Origin of the sequence: Methylobacterium sp. Leaf117, assembly GCF_001422985.1 — a bacterium.
Taxonomy (GTDB): domain Bacteria; phylum Pseudomonadota; class Alphaproteobacteria; order Rhizobiales; family Beijerinckiaceae; genus Methylobacterium.
The window spans coordinates 15,315-34,635 of record NZ_LMNL01000039.1 but is presented as its reverse complement, the minus strand read 5'-3'; the positions used below and the strand labels follow the sequence as shown (position 1 = coordinate 34,635).

Below are 19,321 nucleotides of genomic sequence, written 5' to 3'. Positions count from 1 at the left end.
TCGGAGGCGACGCTACAACCTCTAGCGGCTAGAGGTGCAAGCGGAAAATCATGGACATCGCAATCGGGGAGCTGTCCCGGCGGACCGGCGTGAAGGTACCCACGATCCGGTACTACGAGCAGGTTGGGCTCATGCCGGTACCGCCCCGGTCGGCCGGGTCGCAGCGCCGCTACGGCGAGGCCGATGTCGCGCGGCTGAACTTCATTCGCCACTCCCGCGAGCTCGGCTTCGAGGTCGACGCCATCCGGGAGTTGCTGACGATGAACGCGCACCCCGACCGGTCATGCGCCGACGTCGACCTGATCGCCCGCCGCCACCTTTCCGAGGTCGACCGGCGGATCGAGCGTCTCATGGCGCTGCGGGGCGAGCTCGACCGGATGATCTCGGAATGCGGCCAGGGCCGCGTCGGCGAATGCCGGGTGATCGAGACGTTGTCCGATCACGGAAAGTGCTCGCACGGGAGCCACTGAGGCCGACCCGAAGACCCGGGGCGAGCTCAGGGCCGGAAACCTGTCCCGCTGGGGATGGGACCGCCTTTTCGCCGTGGCCAACAGCCTTGGCTACGACGTCGTCGTCACGCTGCGCCCCCGGTCGCCGGTCGCGGATTTTCCGCTGGCCGCACGGTGACGCCCATGCCCAGGATCGCCGTGACGCTCCTGACGATCTCGCTGTCGGGATCTGTGTCGGGCGCCAGTAGCAGCGTGACGTTCTCCGGGTAGCCCCCCGTCTGACTGAACCAGAGCGTCATCGCGTCGGAGACCGCCGGGGCGAGGGCGATGTGGCATTGGAAGGATTTCGTCCCCCGCTCTCCCTCCCTTTTGATCGTGGCGAGCCCGGCCTCCTCCAGGGCCTCCAGCGGCTTCCATCGCTCATGCCGGGCGCGCCTGCTGGCCTCGTGCTTTTGGAGCAGTTTCTCAAGGAAATCGGGAGAGGCACGCGGGACGGGCCGCGTGCCGTAGACCGGGTCCACGTCCGAGTCCACGTCCGGAACCTCGGCCTCGGGGGCGACATCCTCTGCCGGCGCCTCGGCGGCGTCGAGGCGCGCCAGCAGCGCCGCGGCATTGGCCGCCGATAGGCTCCCCCCGGAGACGTGCCGGGCCACCGCGTTACGGACGTCACCGGGAGTCGTGCGGGACAGGCTGACCGCAAGGTCCTTCCAACTTGCGTCGGTCGCCAAATGGGTGGCGTGCAGGAAGGCCGCGATGCCGCCCGACGGCTGGAGGGCGGCCACCGGGGCGGCAACCGGGGCAACGTCCGGGAGATCGGACGCCGACGTCTCAATGACCTCCACGTCCGGAGGTGCGGACACCGCCTCGGTCGAGGCGGCCCTCGGCACCCACGCCTGAGCCTCGGCGTCCCACGCATCCTTGGCCGGCAGGCGCCCCCACGTCCTAGCGTCCTCCCTCCAGACGAGCAGGCCGGCCCCCGGCGCCTCCGACAACTCGATCTGTCCACCCCGGAGCACGACGTGGCACAGGCCTCCGTCGTGCGCGACCGTCACGCAGGCCCACAACGCCCCGTCAGGGAGGACGTGCGTCTCGGCGACGGCCCCGAACGGAAATGGGACACCCGGAGGCTGGCTGTCTAAGAGCGCCAGCCAGACAACCGAAGCGACCTGCTCGTCGACTACGCCATCGTAGTCGGCATACCAGGTCGGCAGGGCTTCCCCAGCGACGGGAGGCGTCAGGCCCGGCGGGATTGCATCGCCCGGCTTCCACGTCGCCGTCCAGTTCAGCACCCAGTCCTGGGTCTCAGCGTCCCAGGACTCCCGGGCCGGGAGGCGCATCCATTCCGTCGTGCCCTCCTGCGGGACGAGCGCCCCCGCCCCGGGGACGTGCCCCCACGTGAGGACGCCGTCTCGCACGGACACGTGGCCGAGGCCGCCGTCAAAGGCCTCCAGGCACGCGTGGATCGTGCCGTCCTCGGCGCGCCGCATCTCGTGGATGCCGACGATGGGGCTCGGCATCCCCGGCGGCAGCCACTTACCGATGGCCTTCGCGATATCCAGGTCGGCGTCGGTGCATTCGACGCCGGGCAGGACCACGGCCTCGCGCCGCGGCCTGGGGACATGCGCCTCTGGGGCGGGCATGCGCCAGCCCGGCGGGAGGATGTGGCCCTGCGTCCAGGTGTGCCACCACCAGGTGCCGTGGGAGGTGGGATGCGCGGGGGCCGCGTCGACGGCGTCCATGAAGGAAAGCTGGGTCATCAGGCGGCGTCCATCGTGAACAGGTCCGGCTGGCGCGCCGTCCTGAGGAAGGCCTCAACGGCCTTGGGCGAGATCCAGAGGACCTCCTCGCGGACCTTCCCCCTGATGTCGGCCGAGTCCTTCGTGACCCGCTTCCATCCGCGGAGGGCGTCCTCGTACAGCGGATCCGCGTAGCCCGAGACGATGACCATTCCCTTGATCGCGCCCAGGCAATCGAGCAGGCGCGAGTGCGCCGCCTCGTCCATCTCGTGGGCGTATCCCCGTGCCGGATCCCGGCGAGTGCGGGGAACGTAGGGCGGGTCGACATAGAACAGGGCGTCGGGCCGGTCGTGGCGGCGGATCGTGTCGACCGCGTCCGACCGCTCGATGACGACGCTGCGCAGTCGTTCGCGCACCGCCGGCAGGGCGTCCGGGAACGTGTGCCAGTCCAGCGCCGGCGTGGACGACGCGATGGCCGTGTAGCGCCGGAACCCGGTCCGGGTGCGCCCGAGCCGGACGTCGTTTGTGACGCCCATTGCGTGCCGGACGAGCAGGCGCCGGGCACGCTCGACCGGCTCATCCGCCGGCACGGGCTGGTAGGCGAGCTCGAACTCGGCATCGCTCCACGGCGTCATCATTAGGAGGAACGCGAGGCGGGCGCACATGGCCGGGTCGCGGACCACGCGGAACAGCGTGATCAGTTCGTCGTCGAGATCGCCGAGGACCTCGACGCGCACCTTGGGCTTGCGCATCAGCACGGACGCGGCACCGCCGAACGGCTCGCAGTAGAGCGCGTGGGGGGGCATGTGGGAGATCACCCAAGGGGCGAGGCGCCACTTGCCGCCGAACCACCGCAGGAGGGGGCGCGAGGGGGCGGACATCACGCCTCCGCCGAGCCGAAGCACGCCTCGCGCAGGGCGGGGGGAAGCTGGCGTCGATGCCGATGGACCGCCGCCAAGGCCGAGGTCGCCTCGATGACCGAGAGCACAGGCAGGGACGCCAGGATATGCCCGGCGTGCGAATGCGCCTTGCCCCATCCGACGCCGTTTTCGACGCTCGCCCTGTCCTCGTCATGCGAAGTGATAAGCTTGACGGCCTCGTGGACGGCTTCGGGCACGCCCTGCACCTGCGCCCGGGCCAGCCAGTCGTGACTGGGGTCTCGGGCCAGGCGGCCGCGCACCTTTTCTATGGCCTCGTCGACCTGGCGGACGAGGGTCCGGGCGACCTTGGCGACACCGATTGTCGGATACCCGCCGACGCCCAGCGGCTCCTTCAGCAGCGCGTCGGCGAGGGCGCGCTTCTTCGTCGGCCAGGCCCAGAACAGCTTGTCGAGAGAGACACGCATCGCCTCGATGTCGGCCTCCCGGCCGGGGCCGTTCGCCTCCGCCTCCTTGATCTCACGCTCACGCAGGTAGGCCTGGACACGCGCCTTGCCTTCGTCGTCGGCGACAATGGCGGCCTCGGCGGCGGAGATGGCGGCCGCGGCCGCGGCTTCGTCCGCGGGGACGGGCTCCCAGCAGCACGGCGTCAGGACGCCCTCGCGGGCCTCTGTCCTGTCGTCGGTCCACGAGTAGCCGGCGTCGCGGAGCGCCGTGCGGGCCACGTTGTACGCCCGCCTGTAGGTGGCCGGATCGCCGAGGCCAATCCAAAGGACGCGGTCGCCGTAGCGGGTCTTGAGCTCCCGGTCCCGGCGCCAGGCGAGGCCCAGCGCCGTGAGGGGGATCGCCTCGGCGACGGGGAGCGGTCGGGCGGCCGTCGCGTAGGCCTGCGCCGCGACAAGGGCGAGACCAAGGAGGAGGAAGGCGAGCGTGATCATGGCGGGGGCGTCCTTCGTCGATTGGCAATCGCAGAATGATGCCGAAGTCGCCCGCGATATCAAGTAGTCCGGTTGGCCTATGATGCTTTGAAAGTCGAAGGATCGTTAGGTAATCGTACTTACTCTCCCTCCTGAGAGGGCCTTTATCACAGTCCTTACAACGTATGCGGCTCCTCGCCGCATGGTAATACGAAAAAAACGGCCGAGTCTTTTGGCAAGCGCCGATTAATACGTCGCGATAGCCTGGAGGCCGAAATGATAACTACGAGGGGACCTGGCCCGCATGAGCTCGATCAGGAGGACCCTGTCGAACTGCTCCGGGTGGCCATTGACGTGGAGGGGTCCGCCAGCGCAGTCGCCCGCCGCCTCGGCCTGAGCCCGGCCTACATCCTCGATGTCCGGAACGGGAACAGGCCCGCCTCGCCGCGCCTGCTGGCCGCGATGGGCCTGGAGCGCCGCATCGTCCGTGTGGGAGGCCGCTCGTGAGCTCGGTCAACGCGCTCGTGTTCATGAGGCCCACTCCAGCGAAGGTCGCTGCCCTGGTGGAGAGCCACTCGCTCGAAGCGGCCATTGCTCGCTGGCACTGGCTCGACAAGCGCACGATCTGCAGCCTCGCCCAGGCCGGGCGTGCCGCTCAAGGTGTCGTACTCAAAAGGCCTTCGACGCGCCGGGCGTTCTCGGATCTCGACGCCGCCGTCTGCGTCGAGGCCTCATACGCCCTCGGCAGCATGGCCCGCGGCGAGCGAGCCTCGGGCGTGCCACACAACTCGACGCGGGGGCTCTTTCCGACGCGGGGCCTCGACTACGTCCGTATCTCCACGAAGGAGCGTGCCCAGGCCACGATGATGGGCATCCGGGCCAAGGAAGGCGACACGGACGCCAAGGCGGACATCGAACGCCGGCGCAAGCACGAGCTCGCCGTCGGGGAGGTCCTGCGCCGCGCCCTCGCCCTCGTGGGGGGCAGCCGACGACAGGACGCTACGTCCTACCCCCCGTCGACGACGCCCTGCGCGAAGCGCTCGCCGGGCTGTCCCCGGCCGCCATCGGCACGGTGTTCCCCGATCTCTGTGCCGGCCTCTCTCCGGCTACGCCCATGCCCAGCCAGCGCGAGCGAGCCGTCATCGCGGCCTACGATGGGGACATCGCCGTCGACGCCCTGGCGGCCGAGCATGACATCCAGCCCAGCACCGTGAGCCGGATTTGGAGCGACGCGGGCCTGTCCGGGCGAGCCCGCCGGAACCGGCTCAAGGCTCAGCGCATGGCGCCGTCGGTGGTCGCGGCGCCCGTTCACCCTCGCCTCGACAACTCCAGGCATGTGCTGGCCGTGCGCCTCGCCCGATCAGCCGCCCGGGCGCCGATGGAGGCGCTGACCTGGGTCCGAGCCGACGCGGCCGCATCCCTTCACGAGAGGACCTGACACATGACCGCCCAAGCAACCGCCGCCCTGCGCGAGATCGACGCCAGCCTGTTCGCCATGATGGGCATCGAGGAGCCGCGCGACATGGATGTCGACGAGCTCGCCCAGGGCGTCGTCGACTACCTCGCCGAGCAGGCGGCGCCCGACCTGCGCCCGGACAACCTCGGGACGCTCATCCGCGCCATTCTCGCCGACGGCGTGGATGTCGCCATCGAGGAGTTCAACGACATGCCGGACATCACCGCGGATTTCGAAAGGGATGCCCTCCTGGCGAAGGCCCAGTTCATCGTTGCCGGCATGCGCGTCCTCGCTCGGGGAGACGCCTGATGCCGCGTCGCTGGAACCGGTTCAAACCCCGGCCGGAGTACGGGCACCTCATCGGTGCCTCGCCCGACATCATCCTCGACGGGGCGATCCGGAACCGCCGCTACGGTCGGGACCTGCGCGCCTACCCGGTCGAGGTAAACTGGTACCTCATCGACCTGTTCGAGGGCCGTGCTGGCCTGAACCGAGCGGACCTGATGGCAGCGGCCGACGTCCTGCGCGTGCCCCGGGAATGGAGCATCGAATTCGCCACCGACAAAGTCGGCAACTACGTCGCGTGGGGGTTGCACCTCGGGCTCCTGGTGGAGGCCGACGGCCCGGACGGCGAACGAGTCTGGACGATGCCCGACCGGCAGGCGCGCTACGGCATCATCGGCGGCAAGGCGGTCCAGATCCGCGGCCTGCCCTCTGAAGCGCAGGCCGCCATGGACAAGCGCCTGCGGACCGCCGCCAAGCGCGCGGCCACGATGGCCCGGCGCCATGCCGACCGCATTGCCCCCGCCATCGCGGCCGACCTGTCAGCAATCCTAGATGCAGATTTCGGCATCCCGATCCCGGCGTCATGGGCGACCCTCTACGTCGCCAAGGATGTCATGGGCCGCTGGCCGCTGCTCAAAGACGCGTTCGGCCTGCTCCTCGACGTGCATCTCGACTGGACGAGGGACCGCCAGGACGGATGGCGCAGCGCGGTGGCGGTCACTCTTACAGAAACCCGGGGCCGGGTGGCGGGGGAGCGCGCCGCCCAGGCCGTCCTCGCAGCCGCGCTCACCGAGGACAGCGCCGCATTCGAGGACATGGACCTGTGATGACACGCAACGAGCTAAACGACATCATCGCCGAGCAGGTTGCCACGGACGCCCGGCCGGATCTCGTGTCCACCCTCGTTCACGCCCTCCGTATCGGCGGGGATGGTTTCGCCGTCGAGGTCGCCGCCGACTTTCCGGACGTCGCCTCGGACGAGGAGCGGGGGAGCCTCATCGAGAGGGCGCGGGTCATCGCCGACGGCATGGGCCCCATCGACCCGGTGACGCCCGGGGCGGTTTCTCTGCAGCGGATCGCCGAGATCCTCGGCGCGCCGGAGACCTACTGGTCGATCCGGGCATGGATTTTCCAGGGCTGCCCGCACGAGGGCTACGGCTCCACAATGCGTTGCGACCCGGCGGCGCTCGCCGCCTGGTGCGCCGCGAAGGCGGACGGCATCGCCTCGGAAGAGGCCCACCGGTTCCGGGGCCTCGCCCAGCGCCTCGCCGATCACGCCGCCCTGCAGGCAGCCTGATCGGGCGCCGGGACCGCCAGGGCCACGATCTTAACCCTGGTGCTCATCGCCGATTGCGAGCGACCAAACATTAGGCGATTCTCCACGCAATGACCGCGACTTACACCCTGATCACATCCCTGGACGTCGCCTCGGATCACTCGGAGGGCGCCAAGACGCTCGTCGCCGCCTCGGGCGACGACGTGCCGTGGGCGCTCCACCGGGCGGTCTGGGCGCCCGAGCTCCAGGGCTTGTTCGGCTTCCCCGCCTATTCCGTCGCGGATCTCCGCGGCGCGATCCGGCGGGGGGAGCTCCGGGTGAGCCGTCGCGGTCGCCTCATCGAGGTGTCGCGCCGGCAGCTGCGCGAGTGGAGGGACGCGTGGCAGAACGGAAGCGAAAGAAGGGTCCCCGCAAGCTCGGGGTCGGACGACGAGGCGAGCCCTATCTCTGGTACCGCCCCGGCCGCATCGGCACCGACGGCATCGAGCGCGGCGGCGTCTGGATCATCATGCATCGCAGTGCCCAGGTCGCTAGCACTGACTGCGGCCTTGGCGAAGGTCCGGAACGCGAAGCGCTCCGCCGGTTAGCCGACTACAAGGACAGCTTGGCGATCCAGGCCGTCGAGGCCGTCCCGATGACGAAGGGCCGGCCGGCGCACGAGGTGACGCTGGCGGAGGTCCTCAGCCGGTACCTCGACGCGAAGAAGGGCATCCCCGACCCGGTGACGGGCGAGCTCAAGGGCGGCGTCTCCCGCCATCACGAGCTCGCGCAGCGGATCTACGCCCTCCTGGAGTGGTGGGGCGAACGCTCGCTAGCTGACGTGGACACCGTCTCGTGCGCCGCCTACGTGGCCAGCCGCGTCGGGACGCCCTGGAAGACCCACGCCCGCCTCGGGACCGGGAAGGACGGCAAGCCCGCCCGCACCGGCTACAGCAAGCCGACCAAGGCACGCGTCGTCACCGCGGGCGGCGCCCGTCGGGAGCTTGAGGACCTGCGCGCGGCCGTGAACGTAGCCATCGCCGACAACCTGACGCGCGACGCCGTCCGGGTGACCCTGCCGCCCAAGGGCGAGGAGCGGGACAGGTGGCTGACCCGGAACGAGGCGGCCCGGCTCCTGCTACGGGCGTGGCGCAAGCGCGAAGTTCAGACGATCCGGTCCGGTCCCCGCAAGGGCGAGACCTACGTCATGCCCCGGCGCCCGGCCAGACACCTGGCAAGGTTCATCCTGGTGGCGCTCCGGACCGGCACCCGGTCGGGACCGGTTTGTGGCGCCTCGTTCGTCCGCGAGATCGGCAAGCCTTGGATGGAGCTAAAGACCGAGACGACGACCGAGGAGCGCACCGAGTCCGTGACCGTCGACGGCCAGGTCTACGAGCGGAAGGTGACGGTCGCGGTGATCAAGCGCGTCGCGGTGTTCCACCGGAGGGCTCTCGGGACCAAGGAGGCCGAGAACAAGAAGGCCCCGACGGTGCGGATGCCGGACAGCCTCGTCGCCCACCTCTGGCGCTGGCACCACGTCCTCGGGCACCGGTACGTCGTCGAGTTCGAGAAGCGCCCAGTCGGCTCCACCAAGAAGAGCTTCGCCAACCTGGTGCACGAGGAGGGCCTCGGGGACGACGTCGTCCGGCACAGCCTCAGGCACACGGCGGTCACCTGGGGCATGCAGGCCGGCGTCGATATCTGGGAGCTTGCGGGCTATTGCGGGATGACAGTCGAGATGATCGAGCGCCGGTACGGCCACCATTCGTCGAGCCACATGGAGGGCGCGCGGGCGGCGCTGGGCGGTCGCGGCGGTCGGAAGAAGGTGGCGTGAGGAGGTGTGTGCGAAAACCGCACACACCCGGGCCTTGTCCCCTGCGGGGCCGGGGCGCACATTGAGGGCATAGGGGACCGGCTCCGGCCGGTCAGCCTCACGCACCCCCAGCGGGTTCCTCCCATCGCACAGGCGCCGGGCAAGGAACCACGCCATGCGCACCGTCGACGCCACCGCCATCGAGCCCTTCGTCCGCGAGGCCCTGCCTCGCGCCACCGACGCCGAGGTCACCGCCATCCTGGAGAGGCTCGACGGCCGCGTCGTCCGGCCCGAGGAGGCCGAGCGCGTCCGCCCCGGGCAGCTTCGCCTTCGGCCCGAGGAGAAGGTGGATCGGCTGCGGGGCTTCATCACGCACGCCATGACGGGCCAGCCCGGACAGGGCTATTGGCCGTCGATCATCGCCCCGAACACCCGCCGTCTCGTCGACGTTCCGGCCGCCCGCGAGGCATAGGCCGGGGCGCGCGAACGCGACCATTGTTTGGTCGAATGTTTGGTCGGGGAAAACCTCTGCGCCTCGGGAAGGCATCCTGCAGAGGGGAAACTTGGTCGGAGTGGCAGGATTTGAACCTGCGACCCCCACGTCCCGAACGTGGTGCGCTACCAGACTGCGCTACACTCCGACAGTGCCGACGGCTTGGGCCGGCGACGAGCGGACGTATAGCGAGCCCCTTGCAGACCCGCAAGCGCTTCCTTGCGGGAAATCATCCGATGGTGGCGAGTCCGGTTCGCGCGGCCCAGTCGGTCGGCAGGCGGAGCCGGCGGACGGCTTGGTTCGGCAGGGGGATCGCGACCGTCCCGACGGCGTCCGGTCCCAAGGGAAGGTCGCACAGCGACCAGCCGGCAGGGCCGGATCGCATCCACCGGACCGCGCCGGCGGCCGGGGGAACGCTGACGCTGAAGTGGTCGAGGGGCAGCGAGAGACCCGTGCCGAGGGCCTTCACCACAGCCTCCTTGCGGGTCCAGCAGCCGAAGAAGGCGGCGTCCCGGTCCGGCGCGGGCAGGCGGGTCAGGTCGGTGATTTCATCGGGGTGAAGGTGGGGGCGGGCGATGGCCAGGGGATCGCCGATGGGTCGGATCGCCTCGACATCGACGCCGATCTCCGACTCGGATGCGATTCCGATGAGGGCATGCCGACCCGAATGCGACAGGTTGAAATGCAGCACGGGCCGTCCGGTCCGGATCAGGTGAGGTTTGCCGGTGGCGCTGGTGGCAAAGCGAAGGTCCAGGGGCGGCGCATCGAGGGTGTGGCCCAGGACCAGGCGCAGGGCCGCGTGGCTCTGGCGGTAGCGCTGGCGGTCCTCGGCGCGGCGAAAGCGATCGGCCCGCGCCTGCTCCTCAGGGGACAGCAGGCCGGTGCCCGGTTCGGCATCGTCCGGGTCGAGGTGGAGATCCACCCGCCACACCGTGGGGCCGGAACAGGGGCCGGGCATCGCCTCGACCCAATCGGATGCCGGGGCAGGGGGCACACCGATCGCGGCGGGGGAAGGTCGATGCTGGGGGCCTCGGGGCATGTCCCCATCGTGAACCAAGCGACGCCCGCTGCCCAGCCGCTTCTGACGAGCGTCCACGCGGTGTGGCCCCGGGCCTGAGAGAGACCGTGACGCGGGATATCGTTTTTGCGATGGGTTCAGTCGACAGGCCCAGGCGCCGGGACAGAAGCTTCAGGCGCCGCGATCGCTACGCGTAGACGTTGCCGCCCGATTGCGGGAAGCGCTCGGCCAGCGCACGGCGCAGCTTCTCCAGGGCACGGTTCTCGATTTGCCGGACGCGCTCCTTCGAGATGCCGAGGCGATGCCCGAGGGCTTCGAGCGTGGCCTGATCCTCGGCGAGGCGGCGCTCCTTGAGGATGCGCAGCTCACGCTCCGACAGGACGGTCAACGCTTCGTTGAGCCAGATCAGGCGGCGCTCTCCGTCGACGGTCGCCGACACCGTCTCGTCGGGCAGAGCAGCGCCATCGACCAGGAAGTCCATGCGCTCCGAGGATGCCTCGCTCTCTTCGCCCACGGGGGCGTTGAGCGACATGTCCGGACCGGAGAGGCGGGCGTCCATGAGGGCGACGTCCTCGCGCGAGACGCCGATGGCGGTGGCGATGCGGCGGTGGATCTCGTCGCCGACATGCTCCTCGGTCGATTGCATCAGGCGCGCCCGGAGGCGGCGCAGATTGAAGAACAGGGCCTTCTGAGCGGAGCTGGTGCCGCCCCGGACGATCGACCAGTTGCGCAGGATATAGTCCTGGATCGAGGCGCGGATCCACCAGGTCGCATAGGTGGAGAACCGCACCTCGCGCTCGGGCTCGAACCGGGCCGCTGCTTCCATCAGGCCGACATGGCCTTCCTGAACCAGATCGGCCATCGGCAGACCGTAATGGCGAAAACGGCCGGCGATCGCGATCACCAGACGCATATGCGCGGCGATGAGCCCATGCAGCGCGCGCTCGTCGCGTTCATCCTTCCAGCGAACGGCAAGCCCACGTTCCTCATCGCGTGCAAGGAAGGGCGCCTCCATCGCCGTGCGTATGAACTGCCGCCGGATCCCTGCGATATCCGCCATCCCCGCCTCCGCCTCGATGAAACGTGTGTTTCTGACCACAAGGCACCGGAACCGATCCCAATCGGAACCTGAGCCTTCGCGTGGTAACGCGACAACAAGAGGTGGGTGGGTTGGTTCCCGGCCGGTCCCCCTCGAACACGCGGTCGTGAGCGACCCGGCGGAAGCTTCCGGACCACGAGCGACGATCAGAGGCTGGGAGTAACGGAAGCGATCACGAAAAAAGCCCGGCACTGGCGCGCCGGGCTCGAAATCGTCATTGAGGAACCCCGATGGCGCGAGGCCATCGTCAGGCGAAAACTTGGACGATCAGGCCGCCTCTTCCTGAAGGTCGTCGCTCTCGGCTTCGCCTTCCGCCTCGGCTTCGCCCTTGGCGCGGCGCGGGGACTTGGCGAGGCTCTGCTCGATGAGCTTCAGCGCCTCGGTCTCGGTGATGCGGTTCACCGACGAGATCTCACGCACGACCCGGTCGAGGGCCGACTCGTAGAGCTGGCGCTCGCTGTAGGACTGCTCGGGCTGGGCCTCGGAGCGATAGAGGTCGCGGACCACTTCGGTGACCGACAGGAGGTCGCCCGAGTTGATCTTGGCCTCGTATTCCTGCGCACGCCGCGACCACATCGTCCGCTTGACGCGGGCGCGGCCGGTGAGGAGGTCGAGGGCCTTCTTGACGAGTTCCGGTTCGGCGAGCTTGCGCATGCCGACGCTGTTGGCCTTGGCGGTCGGAACGCGCAGGACCATCTTGTCCTTCTCGAACGACACGACGAACAGCTCGAGCTTGTAGCCGGCGATCTCCTGCTCCTCGATGGCGGTGATGCGACCGACACCGTGGGCTGGGTACACGACCGCTTCGCCGGTCTTGAAGCCTTGGCGGCCTGCCGTCGTCTTCTTGGCTGTGGTCATGCGAGAAGCGCCTCCAGAACATTGCGCGGCCTTGAACGCCGCGCCGAACCCTGTAATCCGGGGTGGGTCACCCGGCTTAAGCCCCTTGTCCGGTGGATGGGCATCGACGATGCACAACCAGCCGGTTCCCGGGCAAGCCGATGCGCGCGCAACGAGAAATCGTCCACCGAAAGCGGGAGGGCTTTCGGAGACCGATCGCATGCGACCCCAATCCACATTGGAATGTGAGACCCATCAGGTGATGGCCGGAGGCAGCACGTCGAGCACGAACGACGGCAGGCCTTGTCAATAACACAAACCGACCGCCGAATCAAAGGATTGCCGGCGAGACGCGGCGTCGTTGGAGGCGAGACGCACACGCTCCACAGCCTCCTGGCGGCGTCCGTGCGCCGCCTCATCGATCGGTACGTTGCCGGCCCGGCCCGCTGTCCCGCGGGCCTTGGCGAGACGATCGCGGCGATCAGTCGCCGGTGCCGGGCTTGGCCGAGAAATGCGCCTCGAACTTTCCGGCGACGCCGTCCCAGGTCTTGGCGTCGGCCGGAGCGTCCTTCTTCTGGGTGATGTTCGGCCAGCTGCGCGCGTAGTCGGCGTTGACCTTCAGCCAGGTCTCCAGGCTCGGCTCGGTGTCCGGCTTGATCGCCTCGGCGGGGCATTCCGGCTCGCACACGCCGCAATCGATGCACTCGTCGGGGTGGATGACGAGCATGTTCTCGCCCTCGTAGAAGCAGTCCACCGGACACACCTCGACGCAGTCCATGTACTTGCACTTGATGCAGTTGTCGGTGACGACGTAGGTCATGGGGCCTTCAGTCCTTGATCCGGCGGGCATGTCCCGATGCCGGCGCATGGTCGCTCGCGCAGATCGATGCACGGATGTCTTGCTGCAGGGCGAGATGGGGCTGCAGGGTGACGGAGATGCCGGATCGCGCGGGCACGAGGAGTCGCGCTGGCTCTAGACCCTGTCCGGAGGGCTGACAAGCGCAGTGGCGCCTCGGTGCCGCAACCGCGCTGCGGTGTCGCTCCGCCGCCACGCTCCCTGGAACCTTTCGACCGATCGCCGTCGGTCCGCCCCTCAATCCGGCGTGTCGCCGACCACAATGTCGCCGACCACTTCGTACAGCTGCTGCGCCTCGGGTGCCGGTCCGCGACGCTCACCAAGGTCACGGATGCGGGCGATCACCGTGGCGTGTGCGGCCGCGACCGTGACGACGTCGCCGAGGCCCACCGCCGTGGCCGCTGAGGCGGCCCGCTGCCCGTTCACCCGGACGTAGCCATCGGTCACGAGGCGGGCGGCCAGGGTTCGGGTCCGGGCGAACCGCGCGAACCACAGCCATTTGTCGAGCCGCTGACGTCCCGGCTTCATCCGAGTCCGGGCAGGGTTCGCGACAGGAGGCTGCGGTTTTGCGGCGAGGGCGGGCGTTCCAAAGGCCTGCTTGTCAAAAACCTGCGTTCCAAAACCCGTGGCGTTACGAGGGATCTCGGCAGGGTCGCGCCGGCGCGCCGACCCGAGCCTGCCGAGCGTGTTTCACTCAGCGCTTGCGATCCGGCCCGGCCTCGAGCTGGGCTTTGAGGGCCGCGAGCTTGGCGAAGGGCGAATCCGGGTCCGGGGCGCGCTCGCGCCGCTGCGGACGCGGCTCGTCGCGGGGAGCGGCCCGCGGCTCGTCGCGGCGCTCGGGCCGGACCCGGCCGGGCTCGAAGCGTTCGCGCCGCTGCGGCCGTCCGTCCGGGCGACCCTCGCCGCCGGGACCACGGCGATTGCCTTCCGGACGCTCGCCGGGGGCGCCGGCGCGCGGACGGTCGCGTCCCTCGCCGCCGCCACCGGGGCGACGGTTGTCCGGGCGGGCGTCGCCGGCGGCGCGGTTCGGAGCGCCGCCGTCGCGGCCCGGGCCGCGCGGGCGGTTCTGGCGCGGATTAGCGTTGCGCTGGTGGCGCTGGAGGCGCCAGACCTCGACGGTCGCCACCTCTCCGGCCGCATCCGCCGCCGTGGCGTCCGCGTCGGGCGAGGTCTCGGTCAGGGCCGCTGCCGGCTCGGCCGGGGCGACTTCGGTCTCGGTCTCGGAGGTTGCGTCCTCCGCCGGATGCTCGGCGCTCTCCGCCACGCTGGCCGCATCGGCGACCGGCTGCGGGGCCGGATCGGGCTGATCCTGCGTCGCGTCGTCTGCGGCGCGGGTGTCCTCGACCGAAGCCGCGTCGTCCTGGGCCGTGTCGTCGGACGAGGCTGCCTCATGCGGTGCCTCGGTGGCGTCCGGCGCGGTGGCTGCGCCGGAATCCTCGGTCGAGCCGGGCAGCATTTCAGACGGCGCGTCGTGGTCTTCGTTCGGAGACGCTTCTGTGATGGAAGATGCTTCGGTGCCGGCAGACGCCTCGGAATCCGGTGAGGTCTCGGCGCTGGCCTCGCCCTCGGGCGCCGCTTCGCCCGCGGCCTCGGCCGGGGCGTTCTCGTCCGTCACCGTCTCGTCCGTGGCCGTCTCGTCTTTCGCCGTGTCGCCGGCCTCCGCGACCGTCGGCTTCACCGGCTGGGTCGAGGCTGCCGGAAGCAGCGGCACGGTGATGGCCGGGCCCGGACGGGTCTCGGGGGCGTAGCCGAGGGATTTCAGGATCGAGGCGAAGTCCTCGCCCGAGCAGCCGACCAGGGAGGTCATGCCGACGGTCGCCACGAAGGCGTCGCCGTCGGCCGTCCCCACCGGGGCGTCGCCCGGCGTGGTGCCGGGCCGGTAGGCGATGGCCGGGCGGATGAGATCGGCGAGGCGCTCCAGAATGTCGACGCGCACGGCGCGCTCGCCGCAGACGCGGAAGCCGGCGGCGCGGTAGAGGCCCTTGGCGATCTCGGGGTCGACCTTGATCGAGGTGCGGCCGGAGCTGGCGAGGTGGGCGATCTCGTCGAGGCCGCGCTGATCGAGGCCGCCATTCTTCAGGGCCCAGAGCTGGGCCGCGAGGGTGCGGGGCGCCGGCTTCAGCAGGGCCGGCAGGAAGATGTGATAGGCGCCGAAGCGGACGCCGTGGCGGCGCAGAGCGCCACGGCCGTCCTGATCCAGGGTGCGCATCTCGTGCATCACCTTGGCGCGCTCGAGCACGCCGAGGGATTCCACCACCTGGAAGCCGATGCCCTTGGCGAGGCCCGTGAGATCGGCCGCCGTCTCGATCTCCATCAGGGGACCGAGGAGCCGGACCACGGTGGCCTTGAGCCAGGCGACCAGCCGGGCCTCGACCTTGTCGCGCGCGGGGCCGGTCAACTGCTCGTCGGCGAGCAGGCGCACATGCGGCTCGAACAGCTTGTCGCCGGGCGTCAGCTTGGCGACCGGGTCGCCGGTCCAGCGGATGACGCCGTCGTGGCTCAGCACGAGGGAGGCATCGGCAGCCGACGAGAACCGCTCGGCGCGGGCCTCGATCTCGCCGCCCAGCGCCTTCTCGGCCGCGCTGCGCAGGGTCTTGGCCTCATGTCCTTCCGCACCGGGATCCGGAACGAACTGGAAGCCATGCAGATGGCCGACATGCTGGCCCTCGACGGTAACGTCCCCGCCGGCGGTGATCTCAGCTTCCAACATCGTATTCTCTCTCAGGCGCCGCATCAGGACGCTGGTGCGCCGATCGACGAAACGGCTCGCAAGGCGCTCGTGCAGGGCGTCAGACAGCCTGTCCTCTACCCGACGCGTCTCGCCCTGCCAATGCACCGGATCAATGAGCCAATCCGGACGGTTCGCCACGAAGGTCCAGGTTCGCCCCTGCGCGATGCGCTGGGACAGGGCGTCGATGTCGCCGTCGGTGCGGTCGATCATGGCGACGTGCTTGGCGAACCAGTCGTTGGGAATGCGCCCTGCCATGCCGCGCATCAGGAAGCGGTAGAGCTGGGCGACGAGGTCCGCATGGGTCTGGGGATGGACCTTGCGGTAGTCGGGAACGCCACAGACGTCCCACAGGCGGCGCACGTTGGCGGGGCTGTTGGCGAGGTCGCGGATGTCGTCCTCGCGGGCCAGGATCTCGAGGGCCGACTGGTCCTCGCCCATCGGCGCGCGGGTGAGCCCCTTTTCGCGGGGATGCTCGTCCAGGCTCTCCTGAAGGCGCTTCAGGGACCCGAAGTCGAGGTCCGGGTTGCGCCATTGCAGGACCCGCAGGGGCTCGAAATCGTGATTCTCCAGGGCCTCGATCATCTCGGGCTCGAACGGGGCGCAGCGCCCGGTCGAGCCGAAGGTGCCGTCCGAAAGGTGGCGCCCGGCGCGGCCGGCGATCTGCCCCATCTCGGGGGGCGTCAGCTTGCGGAAGCGGGTGCCGTCGTACTTCCAGTTCGCCGCGAAGGCGACGTGGTCGACGTCGAGGTTGAGGCCCATGCCGACCGCGTCGGTGGCGATGAGGTAATCGACGTCGCCCGACTGGTAGAGCTCGACCTGGGCGTTGCGGGTCCGCGGCGACAGGGCGCCGAGCACCACCGCCGCGCCGCCGCGCTGGCGCCGGATCAGCTCGGCGATGGCGTAGACCTCCTCGGCCGAGAACGCCACGATGGCGGAGCGGCGGGGCAGGCGCCCGAGCTTCTTCTCGCCCGCGAAGGTGAGCTGCGACAGGCGCGGCCGGGTCGTCGTGTGGACGCCGGGAATCAGCGACTGCACCAGCGGCAGCATGGTCGAGGAGCCGATCAGCAGCGTCTCCTCGCGGCCGCGCTGGTGCAGCAGGCGGTCGGTGAAGACGTGGCCCCGGTCCATGTCGGCGGCGAGTTGGATCTCGTCGATGGCCACGTAGGCGACGTCGAGGTCGCGCGGCATCGCCTCGATGGTGGAGATCCAGTAGCGCGGCCGGTCCGGCTTGATCTTCTCCTCGCCGGTGACGAGGGCGACCTTGTCGGCGCCGACCTTGGCGACCACCCGCAGGTAGACCTCCCGCGCCAGCAGGCGCAGGGGCAGGCCGATCATGCCGGTCGGATGGGCCAGCATGCGCTCGATGGCGAGATGGGTCTTGCCGGTATTGGTCGGCCCGAGCACCGCCGTGACGCCGCGTGCGCGGGCCTGCGGGGAGAGGGAGGGGCGGATCATGAGTAAGGGGCGGTCCCTTCGGCGAGGCCGGCAGGCTCAAGGATGGGGAGACCGCCGCGACGCCGTCAGGGGCGGCGCTGTCGTGGCGGCTGGCCCTCATATGGGTCGCCATAGCGTCGGCTGCCATCCCGGCCATACCCGCCATTCCGGTCCGAGCCGGGCAGGCCGAGGCTCGGATAGATCCCGATCTCCACGGGCGGCTGTACCCGCTGCGGTGCGACATCGGCGCAGAGGGTATCGGGCACGGCCGTCAGCGGCCCGCGCCGGGGCGGGCGGTTCTCGATGACCTGGGCCGAGGAATAGGCGTCCCCGCCGCAATCGGGTCCCGTCGACAGGATCGATTGCGCGCTCGCGCCGGAGGCCCCGAGCGCCAGAGCGGCGCCGACGAATCGCGCGGCGAGGCTGTGGCGTCCGGTCACTGGGCCAGGCTGGCTTGAGTGGCGGAATTCGAAGCGGCTGCGGCGGTGCTGCTGCCCTGCGGTCCGCCGGTGCGGGTCCAGCGGGTGGCCTCGATGATGTTGGTGCCGACCGTGGTGCGCACGGCGATTCGCACCGGCAGCAGCACGCGGGTGCCCTCGACCGGGGCCAGCCAGACCGACATCTCGCGGTTGTCCTCCATGAACTTCACGCCCGGCCGGTCCGGCCGGTGGCCGGCGATCGGGGTGTAGCGGGCGTTGCAGACCAGGACCGGGCCGCTGTAGCCGGGTTTGGCCACCGCGCGGGTCTCGCCGTAGCTCAGCGCCACGTCGAATCGGGTCGCCCCGTCGAAGATCGGCAGCGTCCGGTTGCAATTGGCCGGGTCCATCGGATCGGCCCGACCCTGGACCGGCATCATCAGGGCGCTGGCCGGGTCGATCACGCCGCGCTTGTTGGCGGCGGTGATCGGCACCCGGTCGCCCATGTCGATGAGGGGCGGAGTGATCTCCGCCTGGGTGACGGTGCCGCGAGCGAGCGCCATGCGCACGGCGATGCCGGAATTGGAGGTCTTGGTGGCGATCGCGAAACTGCTGGGCTGGGGCGCCGACGCGATGGCGCCGCTGGCGCGGGCCGAGCCCATGCCGCCCGTCACCACGCCGACGAGGCCGGTGAGCCGGGCCGAAACGTCCATCCGGTAGCCGGATCCCTCGAAGACCCCCGCCACCTGGGCATTGCCGATGGTGAGGCCCGCCAGGGCGATGTCGTAATCCACCGTCACCGTCGAGGCGGCGGCAGCCTTCGGCCGGGCCTGCGCGGGCGGCCCGACAAGCGCTACGGGAACAGCCACCGCGAGGGTCAGCGCGCTGGCGCCGACCAGTCGGGCGCCGAGCAGCCGGACGTCAAGCAGCCGGACGTCAAGCAGCCGGGCGCCGAGACGAGGAAGCGGGGCAGGGCGCTGTCGGGTGCCGCACATGGCTGGAAACTCGGGTTCGCTGTCGGTCCCGGGCCGAACGCGCCCGGGACATCTGGCCATCATCGTCCGCCTTCATGGTTAACACATCGTTCGGGCGGGTGCAGCGGAGGCGTCGGTGCCGGCTTGCCCGGCCCGGGCGGAGCATCGAAAAATCGGCCCACGCCTTGACGTCACGGGGCACTCTCCCCTATAGGCTCGCGCCTTCAATGAGAACGCCGCTCCACCGGGCCTGGCGTGCGAGAAGCCGCTTGCCGCGACGCGGCCGGGTTTCCCGCCAGCCTGTCGGACATGCGGAACGAGACGGGAAATAGAACAATGTCGCGCCGTTGCGAACTCACGGGCAAAGCCGTGCAGACCGGCCACCTCGTGAGCCACTCGAACCGCAAGACCAAGTGCCGGTTCCTGCCGAACCTGTGCCAGGTCACGCTGCAGTCGGATGCCCTCAAGCGCCGCGTGCGCCTGCGCGTCACGGCCCATGCGCTGCGCTCGGTCGAGCACCGCGGCGGCCTCGACGCCTTCCTGATCAAGGCCCGCGAGATCGAGCTGTCGCAGACGGCCCGCCTTCTCAAGCGCGAGCTGCACAAGAAGCTCGCCGAAGTCGAGACCCCCGTCGCCGCCTGAGGCCTCCGGGGCGTCGAATCGGTCGGGGATCG

Annotated in this window: 21 protein-coding genes and 1 tRNA gene; 9 read left to right on the top strand and 13 right to left on the bottom strand. The window is 70.0% G+C overall.

The window, feature by feature from the left end; all coding sequences use genetic code 11:
* The first annotated feature begins 50 nt into the window (after positions 1-50).
* Positions 51-470, top strand: coding sequence for a helix-turn-helix domain-containing protein (locus ASF57_RS23005; protein ID WP_056220741.1), 420 nt, complete (start codon positions 51-53; stop codon positions 468-470).
* 104 nt (positions 471-574) lie between these two features.
* Here ASF57_RS23005 and ASF57_RS23000 read toward each other — a convergent pair whose 3' ends face one another.
* The 3 genes from ASF57_RS23000 to ASF57_RS22990 are packed head-to-tail and all read right to left on the bottom strand — an operon-like array spanning position 575 to position 4,001.
* Complete coding sequence (locus ASF57_RS23000) at positions 575-2,206, bottom strand: hypothetical protein (RefSeq protein WP_056488025.1); 1,632 nt, start codon at positions 2,204-2,206, stop codon at positions 575-577.
* Positions 2,206-3,066, bottom strand: a complete 861-nt coding sequence (locus ASF57_RS22995) for a DNA adenine methylase (RefSeq protein ID WP_056488398.1) — start codon at positions 3,064-3,066, stop codon at positions 2,206-2,208. Before ASF57_RS22995 ends, ASF57_RS23000 begins: the two co-directional genes overlap by 1 nt.
* Positions 3,066-4,001 (bottom strand): hypothetical protein, encoded by a 936-nt coding sequence (locus ASF57_RS22990; protein WP_056488022.1) that lies wholly within the window; start codon positions 3,999-4,001, stop codon positions 3,066-3,068. Before ASF57_RS22990 ends, ASF57_RS22995 begins: the two co-directional genes overlap by 1 nt.
* A gap of 321 nt (positions 4,002-4,322) precedes the next feature.
* Here ASF57_RS22990 and ASF57_RS22985 point away from each other — a divergent pair, with 321 nt between their 5' ends.
* The 7 genes from ASF57_RS22985 (at position 4,323) to ASF57_RS22950 (ending at position 9,261) form a co-directional block, all read left to right on the top strand.
* Complete coding sequence (locus tag ASF57_RS22985) at positions 4,323-4,487, top strand: hypothetical protein (protein WP_156376302.1); 165 nt, start codon at positions 4,323-4,325, stop codon at positions 4,485-4,487.
* A 607-nt stretch (positions 4,488-5,094) separates the two neighbouring features.
* Complete coding sequence (locus tag ASF57_RS22980) at positions 5,095-5,418, top strand: hypothetical protein (protein ID WP_056488015.1); 324 nt, start codon at positions 5,095-5,097, stop codon at positions 5,416-5,418.
* A 3-nt stretch (positions 5,419-5,421) separates the two neighbouring features.
* Positions 5,422-5,745: a hypothetical protein gene (locus ASF57_RS22975; RefSeq protein ID WP_056278393.1), complete on the top strand. Its 324-nt coding sequence runs from the start codon at positions 5,422-5,424 to the stop codon at positions 5,743-5,745.
* Positions 5,745-6,548, top strand: coding sequence for a hypothetical protein (locus ASF57_RS22970; protein WP_056488012.1), 804 nt, complete (start codon positions 5,745-5,747; stop codon positions 6,546-6,548). The genes ASF57_RS22975 and ASF57_RS22970 overlap by 1 nt, the downstream gene beginning before the upstream one ends.
* Positions 6,548-7,018, top strand: coding sequence for a hypothetical protein (locus tag ASF57_RS22965; RefSeq protein WP_056488009.1), 471 nt, complete (start codon positions 6,548-6,550; stop codon positions 7,016-7,018). Before ASF57_RS22970 ends, ASF57_RS22965 begins: the two co-directional genes overlap by 1 nt.
* 358 nt (positions 7,019-7,376) lie before the next feature.
* Positions 7,377-8,810, top strand: a complete 1,434-nt coding sequence (locus ASF57_RS22955) for a hypothetical protein (RefSeq protein WP_156376301.1) — start codon at positions 7,377-7,379, stop codon at positions 8,808-8,810.
* Positions 8,811-8,964: 154 nt separating this feature from the next.
* Positions 8,965-9,261 carry a hypothetical protein gene (locus tag ASF57_RS22950; RefSeq protein ID WP_056278402.1) on the top strand — a complete coding sequence of 99 codons (297 nt, stop codon included), beginning with the start codon at positions 8,965-8,967 and terminating at the stop codon, positions 9,259-9,261.
* 92 nt (positions 9,262-9,353) lie between these two features.
* Here ASF57_RS22950 and ASF57_RS22945 read toward each other — a convergent pair.
* The 10 genes from ASF57_RS22945 to ASF57_RS22905 all read right to left on the bottom strand — a co-directional run bounded on the left by ASF57_RS22945 (position 9,354) and on the right by ASF57_RS22905 (position 18,668).
* Positions 9,354-9,430, bottom strand: a tRNA-Pro gene (locus ASF57_RS22945).
* An 81-nt stretch (positions 9,431-9,511) separates the two neighbouring features.
* On the bottom strand, positions 9,512-10,321 hold the full coding sequence (locus ASF57_RS22940) for a 4'-phosphopantetheinyl transferase superfamily protein (RefSeq protein WP_244477082.1): 810 nt from the start codon (positions 10,319-10,321) through the stop codon (positions 9,512-9,514).
* A gap of 166 nt (positions 10,322-10,487) precedes the next feature.
* Positions 10,488-11,360, bottom strand: a complete 873-nt coding sequence (locus tag ASF57_RS22935) for an RNA polymerase factor sigma-32 (protein WP_056185192.1) — start codon at positions 11,358-11,360, stop codon at positions 10,488-10,490.
* Positions 11,361-11,666: 306 nt separating this feature from the next.
* A complete protein-coding gene (locus ASF57_RS22930) occupies positions 11,667-12,257 on the bottom strand; it encodes a CarD family transcriptional regulator (RefSeq protein WP_056185126.1) in 591 nt (196 codons plus the stop codon).
* Positions 12,258-12,717: 460 nt separating this feature from the next.
* A complete protein-coding gene (gene fdxA, locus ASF57_RS22925; protein ID WP_056185129.1) occupies positions 12,718-13,056 on the bottom strand; it encodes a ferredoxin FdxA in 339 nt (112 codons plus the stop codon).
* A 7-nt stretch (positions 13,057-13,063) separates the two neighbouring features.
* Positions 13,064-13,192 (bottom strand): hypothetical protein, encoded by a 129-nt coding sequence (locus tag ASF57_RS27330; protein ID WP_280138775.1) that lies wholly within the window; start codon positions 13,190-13,192, stop codon positions 13,064-13,066.
* 137 nt (positions 13,193-13,329) lie between these two features.
* Positions 13,330-13,620, bottom strand: a complete 291-nt coding sequence (locus tag ASF57_RS22920; RefSeq protein WP_056487998.1) for an RNA-binding S4 domain-containing protein — start codon at positions 13,618-13,620, stop codon at positions 13,330-13,332.
* 166 nt (positions 13,621-13,786) lie between these two features.
* Positions 13,787-17,278, bottom strand: coding sequence for a helicase-related protein (locus ASF57_RS22915; protein WP_056487995.1), 3,492 nt, complete (start codon positions 17,276-17,278; stop codon positions 13,787-13,789).
* A 65-nt stretch (positions 17,279-17,343) separates the two neighbouring features.
* Positions 17,344-17,697, bottom strand: coding sequence for a hypothetical protein (locus ASF57_RS22910; protein ID WP_082504359.1), 354 nt, complete (start codon positions 17,695-17,697; stop codon positions 17,344-17,346).
* Complete coding sequence (locus tag ASF57_RS22905; protein ID WP_082504357.1) at positions 17,694-18,668, bottom strand: DUF3108 domain-containing protein; 975 nt, start codon at positions 18,666-18,668, stop codon at positions 17,694-17,696. Before ASF57_RS22905 ends, ASF57_RS22910 begins: the two co-directional genes overlap by 4 nt.
* A gap of 315 nt (positions 18,669-18,983) precedes the next feature.
* Between ASF57_RS22905 and rpmB the strand changes: the two genes are divergently transcribed.
* Complete coding sequence (gene rpmB / locus ASF57_RS22900) at positions 18,984-19,289, top strand: 50S ribosomal protein L28 (protein ID WP_056185141.1); 306 nt, start codon at positions 18,984-18,986, stop codon at positions 19,287-19,289.
* The last annotated feature ends 32 nt before the right edge of the window (positions 19,290-19,321 follow it).

Bases quoted from the DNA above. Each gene is read 5' to 3' on its own strand.
- ASF57_RS23005 (WP_056220741.1), top strand. From the start codon at position 51: ATGGACATCGCAATCGGGGAGCTGTCCCGGCGGACCGGCGTGAAGGTA.
- ASF57_RS23000 (WP_056488025.1), bottom strand. From the start codon at position 2,206: ATGACCCAGCTTTCCTTCATGGACGCCGTCGACGCGGCCCCCGCGCAT.
- ASF57_RS22995 (WP_056488398.1), bottom strand. From the start codon at position 3,066: ATGTCCGCCCCCTCGCGCCCCCTCCTGCGGTGGTTCGGCGGCAAGTGG.
- ASF57_RS22990 (WP_056488022.1), bottom strand. From the start codon at position 4,001: ATGATCACGCTCGCCTTCCTCCTCCTTGGTCTCGCCCTTGTCGCGGCG.
- ASF57_RS22980 (WP_056488015.1), top strand. From the start codon at position 5,095: ATGCCCAGCCAGCGCGAGCGAGCCGTCATCGCGGCCTACGATGGGGAC.
- ASF57_RS22975 (WP_056278393.1), top strand. From the start codon at position 5,422: ATGACCGCCCAAGCAACCGCCGCCCTGCGCGAGATCGACGCCAGCCTG.
- ASF57_RS22970 (WP_056488012.1), top strand. From the start codon at position 5,745: ATGCCGCGTCGCTGGAACCGGTTCAAACCCCGGCCGGAGTACGGGCAC.
- ASF57_RS22965 (WP_056488009.1), top strand. From the start codon at position 6,548: ATGACACGCAACGAGCTAAACGACATCATCGCCGAGCAGGTTGCCACG.
- ASF57_RS22950 (WP_056278402.1), top strand. From the start codon at position 8,965: ATGCGCACCGTCGACGCCACCGCCATCGAGCCCTTCGTCCGCGAGGCC.
- ASF57_RS22940 (WP_244477082.1), bottom strand. From the start codon at position 10,321: ATGCCCCGAGGCCCCCAGCATCGACCTTCCCCCGCCGCGATCGGTGTG.
- ASF57_RS22935 (WP_056185192.1), bottom strand. From the start codon at position 11,360: ATGGCGGATATCGCAGGGATCCGGCGGCAGTTCATACGCACGGCGATG.
- ASF57_RS22930 (WP_056185126.1), bottom strand. From the start codon at position 12,257: ATGACCACAGCCAAGAAGACGACGGCAGGCCGCCAAGGCTTCAAGACC.
- fdxA (WP_056185129.1), bottom strand. From the start codon at position 13,056: ATGACCTACGTCGTCACCGACAACTGCATCAAGTGCAAGTACATGGAC.
- ASF57_RS22920 (WP_056487998.1), bottom strand. From the start codon at position 13,620: ATGAAGCCGGGACGTCAGCGGCTCGACAAATGGCTGTGGTTCGCGCGG.
- ASF57_RS22915 (WP_056487995.1), bottom strand. From the start codon at position 17,278: ATGATCCGCCCCTCCCTCTCCCCGCAGGCCCGCGCACGCGGCGTCACG.
- ASF57_RS22905 (WP_082504357.1), bottom strand. From the start codon at position 18,668: ATGTGCGGCACCCGACAGCGCCCTGCCCCGCTTCCTCGTCTCGGCGCC.
- rpmB (WP_056185141.1), top strand. From the start codon at position 18,984: ATGTCGCGCCGTTGCGAACTCACGGGCAAAGCCGTGCAGACCGGCCAC.